Origin of the sequence: Bradyrhizobium sp. BR13661 (genome assembly GCF_029892425.1) — a bacterium.
Taxonomy (GTDB): domain Bacteria; phylum Pseudomonadota; class Alphaproteobacteria; order Rhizobiales; family Xanthobacteraceae; genus Bradyrhizobium.
Genome location: NZ_JARXWB010000015.1, coordinates 25,843 through 41,699, shown reverse-complemented (window position 1 = coordinate 41,699; position 15,857 = coordinate 25,843). Strand labels below are relative to the sequence as shown.

At 62.2% G+C, this 15,857-nt stretch carries 15 protein-coding genes, 2 tRNA genes and 1 pseudogene; 8 read left to right on the top strand and 10 right to left on the bottom strand.

Translation table 11 applies throughout. The annotated features are described in order from the left end of the window. Positions 1–10 precede the first annotated feature (10 nt). The gene (locus tag M2427_RS23635; RefSeq protein WP_280709126.1) at positions 11–1,516 is read left to right on the top strand and encodes a glycosyltransferase family 39 protein; all 1,506 of its coding nucleotides are present in this window, start codon (positions 11–13) and stop codon (positions 1,514–1,516) included. A gap of 4 nt (positions 1,517–1,520) precedes the next feature. Here M2427_RS23635 and M2427_RS23630 read toward each other — a convergent pair whose 3' ends face one another. Together M2427_RS23630 and M2427_RS23625 are read right to left on the bottom strand one after the other, a co-directional pair. Continuing rightward, a complete protein-coding gene (locus M2427_RS23630; protein WP_280709125.1) occupies positions 1,521–2,549 on the bottom strand; it encodes an SDR family oxidoreductase in 1,029 nt (342 codons plus the stop codon). Positions 2,550–2,604: 55 nt separating this feature from the next. Further along, a complete protein-coding gene (locus M2427_RS23625; protein ID WP_280709124.1) occupies positions 2,605–3,777 on the bottom strand; it encodes a DegT/DnrJ/EryC1/StrS family aminotransferase in 1,173 nt (390 codons plus the stop codon). Between the two features lie 180 nt (positions 3,778–3,957). Here M2427_RS23625 and M2427_RS23620 point away from each other — a divergent pair, with 180 nt between their 5' ends. Beyond that, entirely contained in the window at positions 3,958–4,704 is a 747-nt protein-coding gene (locus tag M2427_RS23620; protein ID WP_280709123.1) for a glycosyltransferase family 25 protein, read from the top strand. Between the two features lie 19 nt (positions 4,705–4,723). After that, entirely contained in the window at positions 4,724–5,437 is a 714-nt protein-coding gene (locus M2427_RS23615; protein WP_280709122.1) for a WbqC family protein, read from the top strand. Positions 5,438–5,487: 50 nt separating this feature from the next. Here M2427_RS23615 and M2427_RS23610 read toward each other — a convergent pair whose 3' ends face one another. The 5 genes from M2427_RS23610 to M2427_RS23590 form a co-directional block, all read right to left on the bottom strand. Continuing rightward, positions 5,488–6,255, bottom strand: coding sequence for a class I SAM-dependent methyltransferase (locus M2427_RS23610; protein WP_280709121.1), 768 nt, complete (start codon positions 6,253–6,255; stop codon positions 5,488–5,490). 77 nt (positions 6,256–6,332) lie between these two features. After that, positions 6,333–7,013, bottom strand: a complete 681-nt coding sequence (locus tag M2427_RS23605) for a metallophosphoesterase family protein (protein ID WP_280709120.1) — start codon at positions 7,011–7,013, stop codon at positions 6,333–6,335. Then, positions 6,991–7,902, bottom strand: a complete 912-nt coding sequence (locus tag M2427_RS23600) for an ATP-grasp domain-containing protein (protein WP_280709119.1) — start codon at positions 7,900–7,902, stop codon at positions 6,991–6,993. Before M2427_RS23600 ends, M2427_RS23605 begins: the two co-directional genes overlap by 23 nt. Positions 7,903–7,964: 62 nt before the next feature. Next, positions 7,965–8,807, bottom strand: coding sequence for an NAD(P)-dependent oxidoreductase (locus tag M2427_RS23595; RefSeq protein ID WP_280709118.1), 843 nt, complete (start codon positions 8,805–8,807; stop codon positions 7,965–7,967). Next, a complete protein-coding gene (locus M2427_RS23590) occupies positions 8,804–9,541 on the bottom strand; it encodes a class I SAM-dependent methyltransferase (RefSeq protein WP_280709117.1) in 738 nt (245 codons plus the stop codon). The genes M2427_RS23595 and M2427_RS23590 overlap by 4 nt, the downstream gene beginning before the upstream one ends. A gap of 218 nt (positions 9,542–9,759) precedes the next feature. Here M2427_RS23590 and M2427_RS23585 point away from each other — a divergent pair, with 218 nt between their 5' ends. Next, positions 9,760–10,239, top strand: coding sequence for a hypothetical protein (locus tag M2427_RS23585; RefSeq protein ID WP_280709115.1), 480 nt, complete (start codon positions 9,760–9,762; stop codon positions 10,237–10,239). A gap of 28 nt (positions 10,240–10,267) precedes the next feature. On the opposite strand, the pseudogene M2427_RS23580 reads toward M2427_RS23585, so the two are convergent. Continuing rightward, positions 10,268–11,482, bottom strand: a pseudogene (locus M2427_RS23580) (CHASE2 domain-containing protein); the annotation flags it as partial. A 676-nt stretch (positions 11,483–12,158) separates the two neighbouring features. Here M2427_RS23580 and M2427_RS23575 point away from each other — a divergent pair. Continuing rightward, complete coding sequence (locus M2427_RS23575; protein ID WP_280709114.1) at positions 12,159–13,232, top strand: DUF2778 domain-containing protein; 1,074 nt, start codon at positions 12,159–12,161, stop codon at positions 13,230–13,232. An 8-nt stretch (positions 13,233–13,240) separates the two neighbouring features. On the opposite strand, the gene M2427_RS23570 is transcribed toward M2427_RS23575, so the two are convergent. Next, the gene (locus tag M2427_RS23570) at positions 13,241–13,870 is read right to left on the bottom strand and encodes a glutathione binding-like protein (RefSeq protein ID WP_280709113.1); all 630 of its coding nucleotides are present in this window, start codon (positions 13,868–13,870) and stop codon (positions 13,241–13,243) included. Between the two features lie 13 nt (positions 13,871–13,883). Then, positions 13,884–14,477, bottom strand: a complete 594-nt coding sequence (locus M2427_RS23565; protein WP_280709112.1) for a cysteine hydrolase family protein — start codon at positions 14,475–14,477, stop codon at positions 13,884–13,886. A 128-nt stretch (positions 14,478–14,605) separates the two neighbouring features. Here M2427_RS23565 and M2427_RS23560 point away from each other — a divergent pair, with 128 nt between their 5' ends. From M2427_RS23560 to M2427_RS23550, 3 genes are all read left to right on the top strand, one after another. Further along, positions 14,606–15,439 (top strand): LysR family transcriptional regulator, encoded by an 834-nt coding sequence (locus tag M2427_RS23560; RefSeq protein WP_280709110.1) that lies wholly within the window; start codon positions 14,606–14,608, stop codon positions 15,437–15,439. A 192-nt stretch (positions 15,440–15,631) separates the two neighbouring features. Continuing rightward, positions 15,632–15,704: transfer RNA gene (locus M2427_RS23555), tRNA-Phe, on the top strand. Between the two features lie 4 nt (positions 15,705–15,708). Continuing rightward, positions 15,709–15,774: transfer RNA gene (locus M2427_RS23550), tRNA-Thr, on the top strand. Positions 15,775–15,857 lie beyond the last annotated feature (83 nt).

Genomic DNA, 15,857 nt, shown 5'->3' with positions numbered 1-15,857 from the left:
GGAAGCTCGTATGGGCGGGGCTGACGCGCGGATCGTCCGCAACACGGCACTCATGATCCTTGCGCTGGTCGCATTGCGGCTGGTTGCGGCCGCCTTCACCCCGATCACCTTCGACGAAGCCTATTACTGGATGTGGTCGAAGAACCTCGCCGGGGGCTATTACGACCACCCGCCGATGGTGGCCTACGTCATCCGCGCCGGCACGATGATCGCGGGCGATACCGAGCTCGGCGTCCGCCTGGTCTCGATCCTGCTCGCGCTGCCGATGAGCTATGCGATCTATCGCACGGCCGCGATCCTGTTTGGTGGCGCGCGCCTGGCGGCGACCAGCGCCATCCTGTTCAACGTGACGATGATCGCCTCGGTCGGCACGCTGATCGTGACGCCGGATGCGCCGCTGTTGGTCGCCTCCAGCTTCGTGCTGTTCTTCCTCGCCAAGGTGCTCGAGACCGGCCGCGGCGTCTGGTGGCTCGCTGTCGGCGCAGCCGTCGGCGCGGCCCTGCTGTCGAAATATACCGCGATGTTCTTTGGCGCGGCGATCCTGATCTGGCTTGCGGCGGTGCCGAAGCTGCGGCGCTGGTTTCTCTCGCCCTGGCCCTATCTCGGCGGCCTCGTTGCTTTTGCACTGTTCTCGCCGGTGATCTTGTGGAATGCCGATCATCACTGGGTCTCGTTCGTCAAGCAGCTCGGGCGCGCCAGGATCGAAGACTTCCGTCCGGTCTTCATCGCCGAGCTGATCCCGACCCAGATCGGGTTCGCAACCCCGCTGGTTTTCATCCTCGGCGCGATGGGCCTGCACGCGCTGACCTGGCGCAGGGCAGGCGCGCTGGCCTCGCGCGTGCTGATCGAGAGCATGTTCTGGACTATCGTTGCCTATTTCGTCTGGCATTCGCTGCATGCGCGGGTCGAGGCCAACTGGTTTGCGCCGGTTTATCCGCCGTTCATCGTCGCCGCCGCGGCTGCCGCCAACCTCGCGCAGTGGAAACCGCGCGCGCGGCGCCTGGTGGATTTCTGCCTGCGCTGGGCCGCGCCCGCCGGCATCGTGATGTTTGCCGCGCTGATCGTGCAGGCCAATACGGGCTGGCTGTCCGGCTATCGCCGCGATGCGACCGTGCGCAGCGTCGGCGTCGGCTGGCGCGAGCTTGCAGCCGGCATCGAAGCGGAGCGTCTGCGCAATGGTGCGACCTGCGTGCTCACGCCGGACTACGGCACCACGGGCTGGCTCGCCTTCTACCTGCCGCGCGGCACGTGCGTGGTGCAGCAGAACCAGCGTATCCGCTGGGTCAACATGCCCGAGCCCGATCCGAAATTGCTCGCAGGCAAGCTGATCTATGTCGACGAGGCCAGGCCCGACGGCCATCCGTTCCTCAACGACCTCTTCACGCACGTGACGCGTGTCGGCGAGCTGCAGCGCAAGCGTGGGCCGCTCGTCGTCGAGACCTATGGGATCGATCTGCTCGAGGGCGCCAAGGGCGACGTGCTGGATCGCTCGCCGCCGCCCGAACTAGCGCCTTAAGCGATCACAGGATCCTGCCGTTGATCGACAATTCCTTGATCCGTTTTTCCCAGTCGATCAGGGAACGGTACCATCCCAGCGTATGGGTCGTGGGATCGTCGCCACTCACCACGCCGCGCTCGAGGGCCTGCTTGATCTCCACGATGCCCTCATGGACGCGGGAGGACGGATCGAATTTCAGGCGCTGGAGGATCTTGGCAAAGGACAGATTATAGGTCCGCTTGTCCGTCGCATCCGGGATCGTGTGCGTGACGATGTTCGGAATGATGTCCTTGACGAAATTTGCGAGCTGCTTGATCTGATAATTGAGATCGTCGCCGCCGACGTTGAAGGTCTCGCCGGATACGATCGACGCCTCGCTCTCGATGCCCATCATCAGGGCGCGGCAGACGTCACGAACGTGGATGAACGGCCGCCATTGCTCGCCGCCGCCCATGACGTAGATGACGCGCTCTTTCCACGCGCGCAGTGTCATCACGTTGATGGCGAGGTCGAAGCGCATGCGCGGAGCTAGGCCAAAGACGGTGCTGTTGCGCAGGATGACCGTTTCGAACGTGCCGCTCTGCAGCTTGCGCAGCTCGTCCTCGACGTGAAGCTTGCTCTCGGCATACAGCGTCTGCGGGCGGCAGACCGAGTGCTCGTTGAGCGCAACCTCCTGGCCGTGGCCGTAGACCGATGCGGAACTCGAATAGACATAGCGGCGAACGCCGGCTTCCTTGGCCGCGCGAGCCAGGCGAACACCCCCTTGATGGTTGATCGAGACCGTGAGCTCGGGGTCGATTTCGGCCGAGGCATCGTTGCTCAGCCCGGCCAGATCGATGACGGCGTCCATGCCTTCGAACTGCTTGGGATCCACGGTTCGGATGTCGTCGACGAGCAGCCTGATGTTCGGATGGGAAGCCGCCTGCGTAAATCGATCCTTGCCAAAGAAACCTCGGTCGAGCGCAACCACCGAATATCCCTTTTGGGCCAGCATCTGGCACAGGGGAATGCCGATATAGCCTCCGGCTCCAGTGACGAGAACTTTCTGCATCTGTTCGACTTCTATGTCCTTGGGGTCATCGCATGAGTGCGATCTGTTTTTGCGGCTAAGACTGGCGTCCACGTGGCGCGGATTCGCGCACGTGCTGGATGGCGGCAACGATGAGATCGCATTCTTCGTTGGTCATGTCGTTGTAGACCGGGAGCGCAATGACGCTGTAGGCGATCCTCTCCGTCACCTCCAGCTTCACCTCGCGCTGCGTGCTGTAAGCCGTCATGTGGTGACAGGGGGGGCTGTAGTACTTCCGCACGAACACGTTGTGCTGCTCGAGCGCCGATGCCAGCGCCTCGCGGTCCAATCCGAATTCGGCGGCCTCGACGACAACAGGCAGATAAAGCCAGTTGGCTTCTACGTCCGCGGGCTCCTGTCCGACGCGCAGGCCGGGAATCCGGGAGAGACCGATCCGCATGCGCGCGACGGCCCGACGGCGCGTTGCAACGGCCTGCTCGAACGTCTTGAGCTGTTCGAGGCCGATGAGGGCCGATATCTCCAGCATTTTTCCGTTCAGCCCCGCCTCGTGGCAGTCGGCGCCGTCGACTTGCCCGAAGTTGCGCATGGCTTTGACGCGCGCGAGCAGTTCGGGGTCGTGGCTGCAGACGCAGCCGCCTTCCATCGTCGCGAAGGCCTTGGTGGCGTGGAAGCTGAACATCTGCGCGTCTGCGCAGCCGCCCACCAGTTTCCCGCCGACGCGCGTGCCGAACGAGGGTGCGCTATCGACGAGGAGTCTCAGCTGATGACGCCTGGCGACGTGAGCAAGCGCAGCGTAGTCGCTGGCGATGCCATAAGCGTCGACGGCCAGGATCGCGACCGTACGGTCCGTGATCCGGCGCTCGACATCATCAGGGTCGAGGCGCATGGTCTGATCATCAAGGATGTCCGCAAACACCGGTTCCGCGCCCACCCATTTGATGGCGTGCGGCGTGGCGCTGAACGTGAACGATGGCACGATCACTTCGCCGCCGGTGATCCCGGCGGCTCTCAGCATGGCCATCATGCCGATCTGTCCGTTGCAGAAAACGAGGGTCGGAACGCCAAGATATTCGCTCAGGCGCCGCTCGAATTCGACGACCCAGCGCGAATTGTTGGTGACCTGGCCTGCTTCCAGCGCGGTTTCGAAAGCGGCCAGGAACTGCTCGGTCCTTGGAAACCGTGGACGCACGATATGAAGCGGGCGCTCGGCACGGGGCGTCAGAAATTCACACGGGACTGCATCACTCATCTCGAGTCCTGATTGTCGATAGGGTCCGTGACCGGCTATCGATACGAACCGAAACTTGCGTGGAGCATTCCTCTGTCGCGGGGGGCGGCGGTTGACACGTGTTTTGGACTAGCCGCGGCAATGACGAATCATATTTGAGTAGCCCACGGATATCCATTCGCTCATGGTGCTGTCTGGCAGATGAAGAACTTCGTCATCAATCTCGATCGTCATCCCGAAAAATTTGCGCGCTTTCTGGAGCGGAACGCCGGCTGCAACATCGCATTCGAGCGCTTCGCAGCATCCAACGGGCTGGAGATGACCGATGAGGACGTGATGGCGATGCGGCTTGTCGCTCCAGGCGCGAGGTTCACGAGGGGGGCGGTGGGTGGTGCCGCTTCACTGTGGCGGATATTGAACTGGATCGCCGGGCAGAACGAACCCGCCCTTGTGTTCGAGGACGATTGTACTGTTCGCCACGACATCATCGCACGTCTGGAGATGCTGCTTCCGACTCTCGGAAACTGGGATCTGCTGGTCCTCGGCTGCAATACGGATTCCGTGCTCGATCTCGAGCTGGCGCCGGGCATGAAGTCGATGATGGTCTTCAGGCCAGCGCGCCCGGATGACCGGACCGATGCCGCTTTCCAGGCTGCGAATTCCCAGGTCGCCGCGCTACGGCTCAACACCTGCTTCGGGCCAGCCGGAAACCTGATCTCTCCCGCAGGCGCAAAGCGGCTCCTGGAGCTGTGTTACCCGATGGACAATCGGCCGGTCCAGATCGAGGCACTCGGCAATCGCATGCTGCCGACGGCCGGTCTGGATGGGATGGGAAACAGCGTCTATCGCTTCATGCAGGCATATGCCTGCTTCGCGCCGCTCGTGGTGCCGCGCAATGACAACGCGACTTCGACGACCTATACCCACGATGCGCGAGCCTGGGGTTGAGTGAGCGCAGGTGTCAGACATGATGAAACTCGCGATCATGCAGCCGTATTTTCTTCCCTATATCGGCTACTACCAGCTCATCGGTGCGGTCGATCTCTTCATCGTCTACGATAACATCAAATACGTCAAAAAGGGCTGGATCAACCGCAATCGGATGCTGGTCAACGGCAAGGACGCCTTGTTTTCACTCCCGTTGAAGAAGGATTCGGATGCGCTGGACATTCGCGACAGGGAGCTGGCGCCCGATTTCGACCGTGCAAAGCTGCTCAACCAATGGCGAGGGGCCTATCGCACCGCGCCTTTCTTCAAGGAAACCTTTCCGCTCCTGGAAGAGATCGTCGGCTTTCAGGACCCCAATCTATTTCGTTATCTCTTCAATTCGCTGCAGATGACCTGCGCGCATCTCGGCTTGAAGACCACGTTCAAGATCTCGTCCGAGGTGCCGATCGACCATTCACTCAAGTTTCAGGACAAGGTGCTCGCACTGTGCGAAGCGGAAGGCACGCAGACCTATATCAACGCGATCGGCGGCCTGGAGCTCTACGATGCCAAGGCGTTCAGCGCGCGCGGAATCGAATTCAGAGCCCTTCGGGCAAGACCGTTTCCCTACGAGCAGTTCGGTCAGCCTCACGTGCCATATCTGTCGATCGTCGACTTGATGATGTTCAACCCAGTGTCGAAACTGAGCGAGATCATCGCCGAGAACTACGAGATTGTGCGACAGGACGCATAGGCCCCGAGCCGCCTCCATCCGGAAACGGCCCGGCATCGAAAATCGACGCCTTATTCGAACACCACGTAACTCTGCTGCGGCGAGATGGTGCTACGGCAGATTCGATAGCCCTGCGTGCCCCAGGCCTCGCGCAATGCCAGGGTTTCTCCGGGATTTTCGGCAAGAACCAGCTCATCGAACCCGACGATGCTGTTCTTCGCCAGATAGGGGCGAATGAGCTCGAGGCATTGTTTCGTCGGCTCGTAGAGATCGAGGTCGAAATAGGCCAGCGCGATGATCGTCTCGGGGTGCTTTTCAAGGTACCGGGGAAGAGTTTCGGTCACGTCCCCCTTGACCAGCTCGAATTTGCGAATGTGGCTGCGCGGCGCGAGTTTTTCCTGCGCCGACAGGATCTCCGCAAGAACGTCCTCGTAATTGGGGGTGACATTGAGCCCGCCGATCTTCAGCCCGTCGAAATCGCCATCCTGTGGCGCCACCGACGGGAAGCCTTCGAACGTGTCGAAGCCAACGATCTTTCGGCTCATGTTGTAGGGCTCGTAGATGTGGCGCATCGTCGTGAACAGCGCCATGTTCTGCCCCCAGCGCACGCCAAATTCCATGATGACGCCATGTGTGTGCAGGGCCTTCGAATAGAGGTCATGCATGAAGAGAATGCGCGCCAGCGATGGGCGATTCAGAAACAGGCCGAGATTGGCGTGGAATTCACGCTGCGGCAACGGCGAGGTCTTCATCAGCTCCTGCAACCTGTTGTAAGCGGCCACTTCCTCATGGGCAGCGTAGGTAAAGTTCTGCGCGTCCTGCGGATCGTTTGATGTCATGATTTGCGCTCACAAGGCCAACCGAAGGCCGGTTTTGATGTTGATTTGAAGAGAACACGACGTTGAGATCTCGATGCTCAACCTTCGAGCCGTCTGAGATTTTTCGCGCCGGTCTTCAGCCCGCCATAGTAGTAGTCGTGGAATCCCGCGGTCTCCATCAGCTCGAAGACCTTCTGCATGTCGTATTCGACCCGATGCAGCGCGAAGGTCTCGCCGTCGAACGTTGCGAATGCCGCCCGTGGATCGCCGTCGCGTGGCTGCCCGACGGACCCCGGATTGCAGTAGGTCTTCTCGCCGAAGCGGTGAATGCTTTGTACATGGGTATGGCCACTCACAAAGTTGACGCCGGAAAGCCGCGCGAAATAGTCTTCGTTGGGGCTCGTCAGGTACTCATCGATCGGATCGCCCCAACCGGCGTGAACGACCTGAGCATTCCCGATCTGCATTTGCAGATGAAAGGCCCTTAGCCAGTTCACGTTTTCGGACGTGATCACCTTCCTCTGATAGACCAGACATTCGTTCACGCTTCTGGATCTGGTGCAGAAACCGCCGAAGCCGAGGTACCAGTCGTGGTTGCCGAGAACGCTGGGGATGCCGCGCCGCTTCAGTTCATCGCAACATTCGTTCACCTGGGAATAATAGCCGACCACGTCGCCGACGCAGACGATCTCGGTGACGCGCATACGGTCGATCTCGGCGAGAACCGCTTTCAACGCCTCGTAGTTTCCGTGGATGTCAGAAATGAACGCTGTTGTCATGGAAGATGAAATCCTCGGTATAGCGGACGGCTCGGCCACGCTTGATGTCCGGTTGCACCGGCAGTCGTTTCTCCAGGACCATGTCAACCGCCATGAGCGCCTCGTTGTAGCCAAAGGCGGCACGGATCGACGTCGATGATGAAATTCTTGGATTGATCTCGAGCAGTTTCAGTCCGGCATCGGTCTTGCGAAACTGGAAATTGGTCGGCCCGATCGGCGAAAACGCCCGGCACAGATTCTGGACAGCCTCGGAGAATTCGGCCTGATCGACGACCTCGGCCTTTTCCGTGAAGCCATCCCTGGAGAGCTTTCGCCGAAGCGCCATGATGGCGGAATAGCCTCCATGGCCGTCACAAAACGCGGCGACCGTGAATTCCTCGTCATCCCGGCCGACGATGGGCTGGGCCATCAGCGTTGCTTTCGTTGCGGGAGCAATCCCGGCAAACTGCTCCGCGGTCTCAACCACCACGATGTCCTTGGAGCCAAATCCTCGACGAGGCTTCAGCAGGAAGGGCAGGCCACATTTCGCTGTGAGGACATCGAAGTCCATCTCCAGGTAACTTGGGATCGCATAAGGCAGCTTCAGCTCCAGTTGCCGTTCGTAGAAGGCCCATTTGTCCGAGCATCTGGAGATCAGCTCGCGCGAGTTCAGAACGACGCTGGTTCCGGTCGATTCAAGCTCGGCGACGCTGTCGGTCCACTTGTACATGTCGGCGTCGATGCCGGGGATCGCCACGTCGACGTGATGCTTGTGCAGCAGCGCGAGAAGCTGGTCGACGTAGTCAGGCGCATCGGTTCTGGGCACGACCTCAAAAACGTCGCAAAACCCCGGCGCGACCGAATCGGCATAAATCGAGGTGCCGATGAGGTTCATCGGTTGCTTCGACATCCTGAGGGATCGCAGGATTCCGTAGCCGACGATTCCGCTGGCGCCCGAAACCAATATTGTTGTCACGATGCCAGCCTTCGATGACCTGCTTCCATTCGCATTCCCTCGGCAATGGATATGCGAGGGTAATAGTCGACCAGGCGGAATAGCGTCTCGTTACAGGCGAAGCCGTTGCTCGGGATATCGGGCCGATCTCGCAAGAACCTGACCTTGCTCTTGCTTTCAAATGCGGAAATCGCAGCCGCTGCGATCTGGGAGTAGGTGACGTTGTCGGGGTTCACGCAGGGATAGATGCCCTCGAGCTTCATCGCCGTGACGGCCGAGACGATCTCAGCCACGTCCTGGGCGTGAATGAAATTTCGCAAAGGGTCGTTCGAGCCAAAGAGGTCGATGTCTTCGCTCCTCTCGGCCTTGTCCATGATGGCGTACAGGAACGGCTGGTGTTTTCGAAATCGCTCCCCGACACCATAGATCTGCGAAGGCTTCAGCACCGCGATCGGCAACCGAAGCTCTCTGCTGCAAAACTGCGCAACGTCCTCGGAATGCTTCTTCGAAAGAGCATAGGCTCCGAAGTAGGGCGAACCGTCGGCGAGATCCGCAAAAATGCTGGAGATGTGCACGAAATGCTTCACGTTCGCCTTTGCACTGGCATGGCACAGCTTCATCAGGCCGAGCACGTTGACATCCATTGCGCGCAGGGTGTCAGGCAGTCCGTTGCCGGCGAAGGCGGCGGCCATATTGACGATGCAGTCGATCCCTTCGGGGATCTGAATGTCGTCGGAGCAAAGGTCCAGTTCGACATCACAGCCCGCGCGGCCGGCCGTCGACACCTCGCACCGCCGGTGCAGGAGCGGGATGAGCGCGTGGGCCAGCGAGGACGTTCCCCCGACGATCAACACCCTCATGATCGCGCCGAGCCGTCCGGGGTGAGTTGAGCAAGAAGCCCGCAGGACAGTTCCGGATAGTCAACTCCCATCTCGCACAAGGCCCGGATGACCTTGGTGTCGAGATTCAACGACAGCAGCTGACTGGTGGCGAAGGGCTTGAGATAGATCCCTTCCATTGTCTCGAGTTTGTAGCCGGCATCGCTCACCAGCTGGGTGAGCGAGCGGACCGTAAAGTACCGCTGATGCCCGAGAACCAGATCGTTCTCCGAAAGAGCCTCCATATCGGGGAGCATTCCCGCAAGATGTCCGAGCCGTCGGTTCATGACCTCGGCGTTGGGGACCGCCACAAACAGTTTGCCCGCGGGTGCCAGGAATTTCCTGAAGCGGCTGAGGATCAGAAGCGGGTCATCGACATGCTCGAGGACGAATCCCATGACGATGAGGTCGAACCGTTCGTCCGTATCGAACTCTTCGAAATAGGTTTCGATCACCTCGCTTCGGTTGTCCGGAAACCTCAGCCTGAAGTTCTGGATGACCGCGGGCGAGCCTTCCAGAACCACGTGGCGCTTGCAGCCGTCCGAAAAGAGTTCGGTGGCGAAACCGTGGCCCAGTCCGAGATCCAGAACGGAGCGCGGATCGTTGACGACACGCGCAATGCGCTTCGGATACCAGGTCAGCGAAATTTCGTTGTCGAAATCGTAGATGTTCTTGCCTTCGTAGGCGGCGACATGGACATCCAGCCGACTGTTCATGGGTTCTCTTTCCCCAAATTCGATGCGCCATCGGACGCCCGGTCTCACGCTTATCAACGGCCTCCTTGATTCGCCACGCGTTGGCGCGGCGAGACGAAGGCGGTGTCAAGCTTCAAGCAAGCTTCAAACAAGCTACGAGCGGGATAGTCGAGATGCGGCAAGCTTCCCCGATTTGGGCAGCCCGCGCTGCTCGCTATCCCATGATCCGGAAGGTCCCCATGAATTATCACGACGGCACGCTCGCAAAAGCCAACGAGATCTCGACAGCGCCGTCGTCGCCGACGCGCGATGAATATTACCAGATCTGCCTTCGACATCTGAAGACGGGGGAGCTTGAGCAAGCCGAAGCCCGTTGCCGGGAAGGGCTGGCCGTAGATGCAAACCATGCTGGTCTGCTTCATCTGATGGCTGGTGTGTCTCTGCTCAACGGCGACTACGATGCCGCGATCAATTGGGCCGGCCGCGCTCTCACAAACGAGATGAAAGCGACCTATCTCGCAACGTTCGGGACGGCGCTGCAAGGCAAAGGACTCCAGGCGGAGGCGCTGGAGGCGTTTGAGCGCGCTGTGGAGCTGGATCCCGTTGACCCGTCAATCTGGGAGAATTTCGGTCACGCCTTGAACAGGGCCGGGCATGCCGACCAGGCAAGCCTCTGCTTTGCGACCGCCCGTGAAGTCTCAGAAACTGGAGTTGCTTAGCGCTTGCCGTGCTGTTCCGCGCCCGTCAATCCTGCGCGGCCGTCGCCTGCAACTGGCCCGTGTCGGCGCGAGACTGCGTGCGGCGGATTCCGGCCCACAACTGCACGCCGATGAAGACCGCGACCGGCGGCGCCGCGGCCGCGAGCGTGGTCGCGGCATCGAGCCAGACGCCGTGCGTGAATGCGAACAAGTTGAGCCCGGCCCAGCCGATCATCACGGCGACGACCGCGACATAGCCGAGCGCGCTGCGTCGCCAGGCGAGCAGGCCCACCAGCAGCATCGGCAGCAGGATCGCGGCCAGCGCATCGGCGATGCGAACCCGCAACATGCTGTCGTGGGCGATCAGATGCGTGATCGTGGTCGAGACAACCTCGACGCCTGGCATCAGGGAATCGAACGGCGAGGGGACGAAGTCGCCATGGCCGGCAACGGCCCCACCGATCACCACGATGCGATTCTCGATCGCCTTGCGGTCGAGCGTACCGTCGAAAATGCTCTGCGCGCTCACGGTGCGAATGGTGCGGCGCGGGCCGTAATAGGTGAAGGGCAGCGACAAATCGGCATCTGTCTGCACTGCGTGATCGCCGAGCATGAGATGATCGGGCATGATTGTCAGCGGCGCGTCGAGCGCGCGGCTTGCGACCCGCAGCGGGAGCGACAGTTCGACCTTGTCGCCGGTCCGGAACAGCATCGGCACCGAAAGCGGCGATGCTGATGGCCTGGTTGCGATGTCGACGATGCCGATATCGGCGTGCTCGGCGAACGCCGGCAACGGCAGCAGGAAGCGCTCGGCCTGGGGCACGGCAGCGAGCGGCTCGGCGCCGCCGGACGCGGCGGTCTCGTCAGCACTCGGGAAGATCGCCGCGGCCGCCAGCACCAGGGGACCGGTTGCGAGCGTGTGGGCCAGCGTCGCATCGCCAATCGCGGCGCTGCGTTCGGCGAGCGGAAGATCGATCGCGATGACCTTCGGCTTGAACTGCACGATGGTATCGACGACGCGCGCGAGATCGGCGCGCGGCAGCGGATAGGTGCCGCCACGCTTCACCACGGTGTCGTCGATCGCGACGATGGTGACGAGATCGGGCGGACGCTGCACGCCGCGTGCGAGTGTGCGCAGGTCGGTCAGATCAGCCTCGAGACGGTCGAGAAAGCGCAGATGGCCATTGGCGTGAGCGGCAAAAACGCCGGCCCCCCACAGGGCAGCGAGGACGAGGGCCATCACGATCTGGGCGCGTCTATTCATGGTGTTGGACTGCAATCTGCTCTTGGTCCGCGTCTCGTTGCGCGGCCGGGATTTGATGTCTGCGGACTTGGTAATCGACCCTGTTGGCCGGGCCTGGTCGCCCAACCCGCCAGCAGCGCGTCGACGCGCGGCGAAAGGCCAGCGTGTAGGTATTTTCTCGGCCCGGTCATTTCCAGATTGCTGCGATCAACTTTCAGTCAGGGCAGACCATCCTGCGTCCTCCCCGCAGAGCGGGGAGCGGCGAAGACGGGGCCTGGGCCCACCAGCCTCGCGCAACGTTTCCCCGCTATCTTCCGGACATTGAAGACCACGAAAATGACTTGGTTGATGCGTCTACAGAGGCGGCCGGGAACGTTCTCCGGCCGTGCCAAACCGGCCGAGAATCATGGTTAACAGCCGCGCCTAAGTCCGTATTTCTGCGGGCTTTTTTCTCGAAATGGCACAGCGTTAACGAGTTGCCCTACATCCGCCAGAACTTAATCCGCATTTAACTAAAAGTCGCCTTAATGACGCTCCGACCCTCTGCGAAATGCTGGTTCCGGAACGTGACCAGCGGCACTTCGAAGGGGGACTGAGTGACACCGTCCTGGACGCAAGGCGAATGAGTACGAGTATCGCTGCGCCGAGTTATGCGGCACGGAAGCAGAAAAATTCCCATCGGAAGTCTTCCCGGAAAATGACCACCCAAAACGTGCTTGGCGCCGCCGTAGCCGGTTGCGTCTTGCTGGCCGGCTGGACCGTCTACAACAACATCTTCGCTGCCAGCGTCTATCCGACGGTCGGCAGTGCCGGCTACGACGAGCCGGTGGTCAAGCGCGCCCCCAGAGTCGCGCTGCGCGAGGCGGGTGAGGCCATCCGGGAAACCTTTGCGCTGCTGCCCGACCGGCTGCAGGTCGCCGCGCCGATCTCGCGCGAGATGTTCAACGAGCGCTTTGCCGCGGCAGCGACGCAGGGCGTTGACTCGAACGCGGCCAGCGCTGCGCCTGCGACCAAGGTCGCGGAAGTCCAGCCCGCGAAGCCGACCGTCGTCGCCAGGGTCGCGGAAGTCCTCAAGAGCCCGGTCAAGGCTGTCGAGAAGATCACGGACGCCGCGAAGACCAAGCGCACGGATGCGTCGGTGCAGCTCGCTTCGGCTGACCCGGCCGAGATCGTGCCGGCCCCTGAAGCCAAGCCGAAAACCTTTGCCGATCGCGCCAAGGCCGCGGTGCTGTCGATCACCGGGCCGCATCAGTCGATGGTGGAAAAACTCTGGGGCAAGCGTGAGCCGTCCGGCGGCTTGCTCGCCTATGCCTCTGCTGATGCAAGTGTAACTTCGGCGATCGCGCCGAAGGAGCAGAACCCGATGCTCGGCGGTTCGGCGCCCTATGAGCGCGACACCGCGGTCTACGACATCACCGCCAAGACGGTTTACCTGCCCGACGGTACCAAGCTCGAGGCGCATTCCGGCCTCGGTGACAACCTCGACGATCCGCGCTCATCGCGGGTCCGCATGCGCGGCGTGACGCCGCCGCACATCTACAATCTGAAGCCGCGCGAAGCGCTTTTCCATGGCGTGCCGGCACTGCGTCTGACGCCGATCGGTGGCGAGAATGCGATCTACGGCCGCGATGGCCTGCTCGCGCACACCTTCATGCTCGGGCCGAACGGCGATTCCAACGGTTGCGTGTCGTTCAAGGATTATTACGCGTTCCTCGACGCCTATCGCAACAAGGGCATCCGCAAGCTCGCGGTGCTGGCGCGGGTCGACTAGTCAGCGCCTTACGCCGCGACCGTCTTGCGCAGGGCCGCTTCGGTGGCAATCGCCTCCCGCACGGCAGGCCGGGCCTGCATGCGCTCGAGATAGGCCGCAAGCGTTGGCCATTGCTTGACGTCGACGCCCGCCGGACGAAGCAACAGCAAGGCCCAGGCGAGGTGCGCATCCGCGACGGTGAAGCGGTCACCGACGAGAAATTCGCGGTCCTTCAGATGCGCAGCGGGCACCGACAACGTCTGCACGATCCGCGCACGCGGCTTGGCGAGCGAGCCGTCATCCTTGTACCAGAAGGTCGGAAACAGGAACGCCTTGTGGATCTCGGTGCCGACGAAGCTCAGCCATTCCTGCAGGCGATAGCGATCCACGTCTCCCGGCCGCGGCGCAAGGCCGCGCTCCGGCTTCAGGTCGGCGATGTATTGCAGCACCGCCGCGCACTCGGTGAGCCGCTCGCCGTTTTCCAGCACCAGAACCGGCACGGCGCCTTTGGACGAAATCTCGTGAAAATCGCCGTCGCCGTCCGCGACGCTCTTGGTCGCGAGGTGCACCTGATGATAGCGCGCGTCCAGGCCCGCTTCCATCAGCGCGATGCGGCTCGCAAGCGAGCAGGCCATCGGCGAGAAATAGAGTTGCAGCATCGCCTTGCTCCGCTTATTTCAGCGCATCGCCGCGTGCAATGATCGCGAAGCGGTCGGATAGCTCGGCCAGCGCAACCTCGTGGATGGTCCGGGCGTCCAGCGTGCCGCCGCGGCCGTCGGGCAGGTCGCGCGTGGCACAGGCGTCGGCATCGACAGTGGTGCGGAAGCCGAGATCGAGCGCGGCGCGCGCCGTCGAGCTGATGCACATGTGCGTCATGAAGCCGGCCAGCACGATGTTCTTCCGGTCGATCGCGTCGAGGCGCGCCTTGAGATCGGTGCCGGCAAACGCATTGGGCAGCTCCTTCTCGATCACGAGCTCGCCGGCACGGGGCGTGAGCTCGGCGACGATGGCGCCGCGCTCGGCGCTGCGATCGAACAGGCTGCCGGCCTTGCCGCGATGGGCGACATGGATGATCGCGGATCCGGCGTCGCGCGCCCGGGCCAGCAGCGCGGCCGCGCGCGCGATCGCGGGCCTGGCGTCGGGCAGGGCGAGGGGGCCCGCGAGATATTCGTTCTGGATGTCGATCAGCACCAGCGCGGCGTCGGCGAGGCGGGGCGGGTTGAGGTCGGCACCGGCAAGCTGCAGCAGGGTCTTTGCGGTCGTCATGGTCTTTGGACTCTCCAAGGCGAAATGCCGAGGAAGCATAGCCCCGGGAAGGCCTGCCGATATGCAGGGAAATTGCAGCGGGTAGCTGCGATATTGCAGGCGGCGTCCGGCCGATATAGCCTGAAAGCATGAACTGGGACGATCTGCGCATCATCGCCGCCGTCAGGGACGAGGGCACCTATGCCAGCGCCAGCGCGCGGCTGCGCATCGACGAGACCACGGTCGGGCGCAGGCTGTCGCGCATCGAGCGCGCGCTCGGCCTGCGCCTGTTCGAGGCCGTCGACGGCGTCCGCAAGCCGACGCGGCAATGCGAGGCGGTGCTGGCACATGTCGAGGCGATGGCGGCGCATGCGGCCGAGATCGGTCGCCTCAAGGAGAGCCTGGAAGGTCCGGTGGGACGGCTGCGCATCGCCTCCACCAACACGGTCGCCGAGGAAGTGCTGTCGCCGCGCGCAAGCGACTTCCTGCGCGCTCATCCCGGCCTGACGCTGCAATTCCTCACCTCGAGCGAGAACGTCAGGTTCTCGCGCTGGGAGGCCGATCTCGCCATCCGCCTGCGCAAGCCCGACAAGGGCGACTTCGCGATCTCGAGGCTCGGCGACATCAAGCTCTATTATGTCGAGCCTGTTGCGACCGAGGGCGAGCCGATGCTCTGTGCCTATCCGGACGAGCTCGGTGCCATTCCCGAGATGCAGTTCCTGCGCACCAGGAAGGCCCGCGCGCGCTGCGTCACAGACAACGTCCGTGTCATCCGCAATCTGATCCGCGCGCATCAGGCCGCCGGCGTGCTGCCGGAGTATAGCTGCGCGGATCTGCTCGCCGACCGCCGCCTGCGCACAACGCTGCTGCCGAAGCGCCGCGACGCCTGGCTGCTCGTGCAGAACCACCTCAAGCGCGATGCGGCAACGCGCGTGACGATCGACTGGGTGAGGACGTGTTTCCAGGAGATGGCGCGAGGGTGAGGCGATCTCGCGCTGTGCTCAGCGCGTCACAGCGCGCGACACGCGACAAAAATTTTCGAACGGTGCTCTTGCCAACGCTCCGCGCATACCTTATTAGCGCGCTCCTTCGCTAGGCCACGTGTCCGGGCTCGTTGAGATCCCGGCTGGCGCGAGCCGGTCTCCGGTTTCGTGTTCCGCCGAATGAAGGCGAAAGCAGGATGTAGCTCATGGAGAGCGTCGGGTCGAAAGCCCGAAGGCATCGGTTCGATTCCGGTCTCTTGTCCCACAAAGGATAGCTCAGTTGGGTAGAGCAGGTGACTTGTAATCATCGTGTCGCGGGTTCGATTCCCGCTCCATCGCTCCGGGTCAGCCTGAAAAACTGACACCTCTGACGAGGACCGGACGCGCGCTTCAGTCGCAGTCCGGCCGTTTTGCCGCA

Coding starts and splice junctions, on each gene's coding strand:
- M2427_RS23635 (WP_280709126.1), top strand. CDS start 11: ATGGGCGGGGCTGACGCGCGGATCGTCCGCAACACGGCACTCATGATC.
- M2427_RS23630 (WP_280709125.1), bottom strand. CDS start 2,549: ATGCAGAAAGTTCTCGTCACTGGAGCCGGAGGCTATATCGGCATTCCC.
- M2427_RS23585 (WP_280709115.1), top strand. CDS start 9,760: ATGAATTATCACGACGGCACGCTCGCAAAAGCCAACGAGATCTCGACA.
- M2427_RS23620 (WP_280709123.1), top strand. CDS start 3,958: ATGAAGAACTTCGTCATCAATCTCGATCGTCATCCCGAAAAATTTGCG.
- M2427_RS23615 (WP_280709122.1), top strand. CDS start 4,724: ATGATGAAACTCGCGATCATGCAGCCGTATTTTCTTCCCTATATCGGC.
- M2427_RS23590 (WP_280709117.1), bottom strand. CDS start 9,541: ATGAACAGTCGGCTGGATGTCCATGTCGCCGCCTACGAAGGCAAGAAC.
- M2427_RS23605 (WP_280709120.1), bottom strand. CDS start 7,013: ATGACAACAGCGTTCATTTCTGACATCCACGGAAACTACGAGGCGTTG.
- M2427_RS23600 (WP_280709119.1), bottom strand. CDS start 7,902: ATGTCGAAGCAACCGATGAACCTCATCGGCACCTCGATTTATGCCGAT.
- M2427_RS23610 (WP_280709121.1), bottom strand. CDS start 6,255: ATGACATCAAACGATCCGCAGGACGCGCAGAACTTTACCTACGCTGCC.
- M2427_RS23575 (WP_280709114.1), top strand. CDS start 12,159: ATGACCACCCAAAACGTGCTTGGCGCCGCCGTAGCCGGTTGCGTCTTG.
- M2427_RS23595 (WP_280709118.1), bottom strand. CDS start 8,807: ATGAGGGTGTTGATCGTCGGGGGAACGTCCTCGCTGGCCCACGCGCTC.
- M2427_RS23625 (WP_280709124.1), bottom strand. CDS start 3,777: ATGAGTGATGCAGTCCCGTGTGAATTTCTGACGCCCCGTGCCGAGCGC.
- M2427_RS23560 (WP_280709110.1), top strand. CDS start 14,606: ATGAACTGGGACGATCTGCGCATCATCGCCGCCGTCAGGGACGAGGGC.
- M2427_RS23565 (WP_280709112.1), bottom strand. CDS start 14,477: ATGACGACCGCAAAGACCCTGCTGCAGCTTGCCGGTGCCGACCTCAAC.
- M2427_RS23570 (WP_280709113.1), bottom strand. CDS start 13,870: ATGCTGCAACTCTATTTCTCGCCGATGGCCTGCTCGCTTGCGAGCCGC.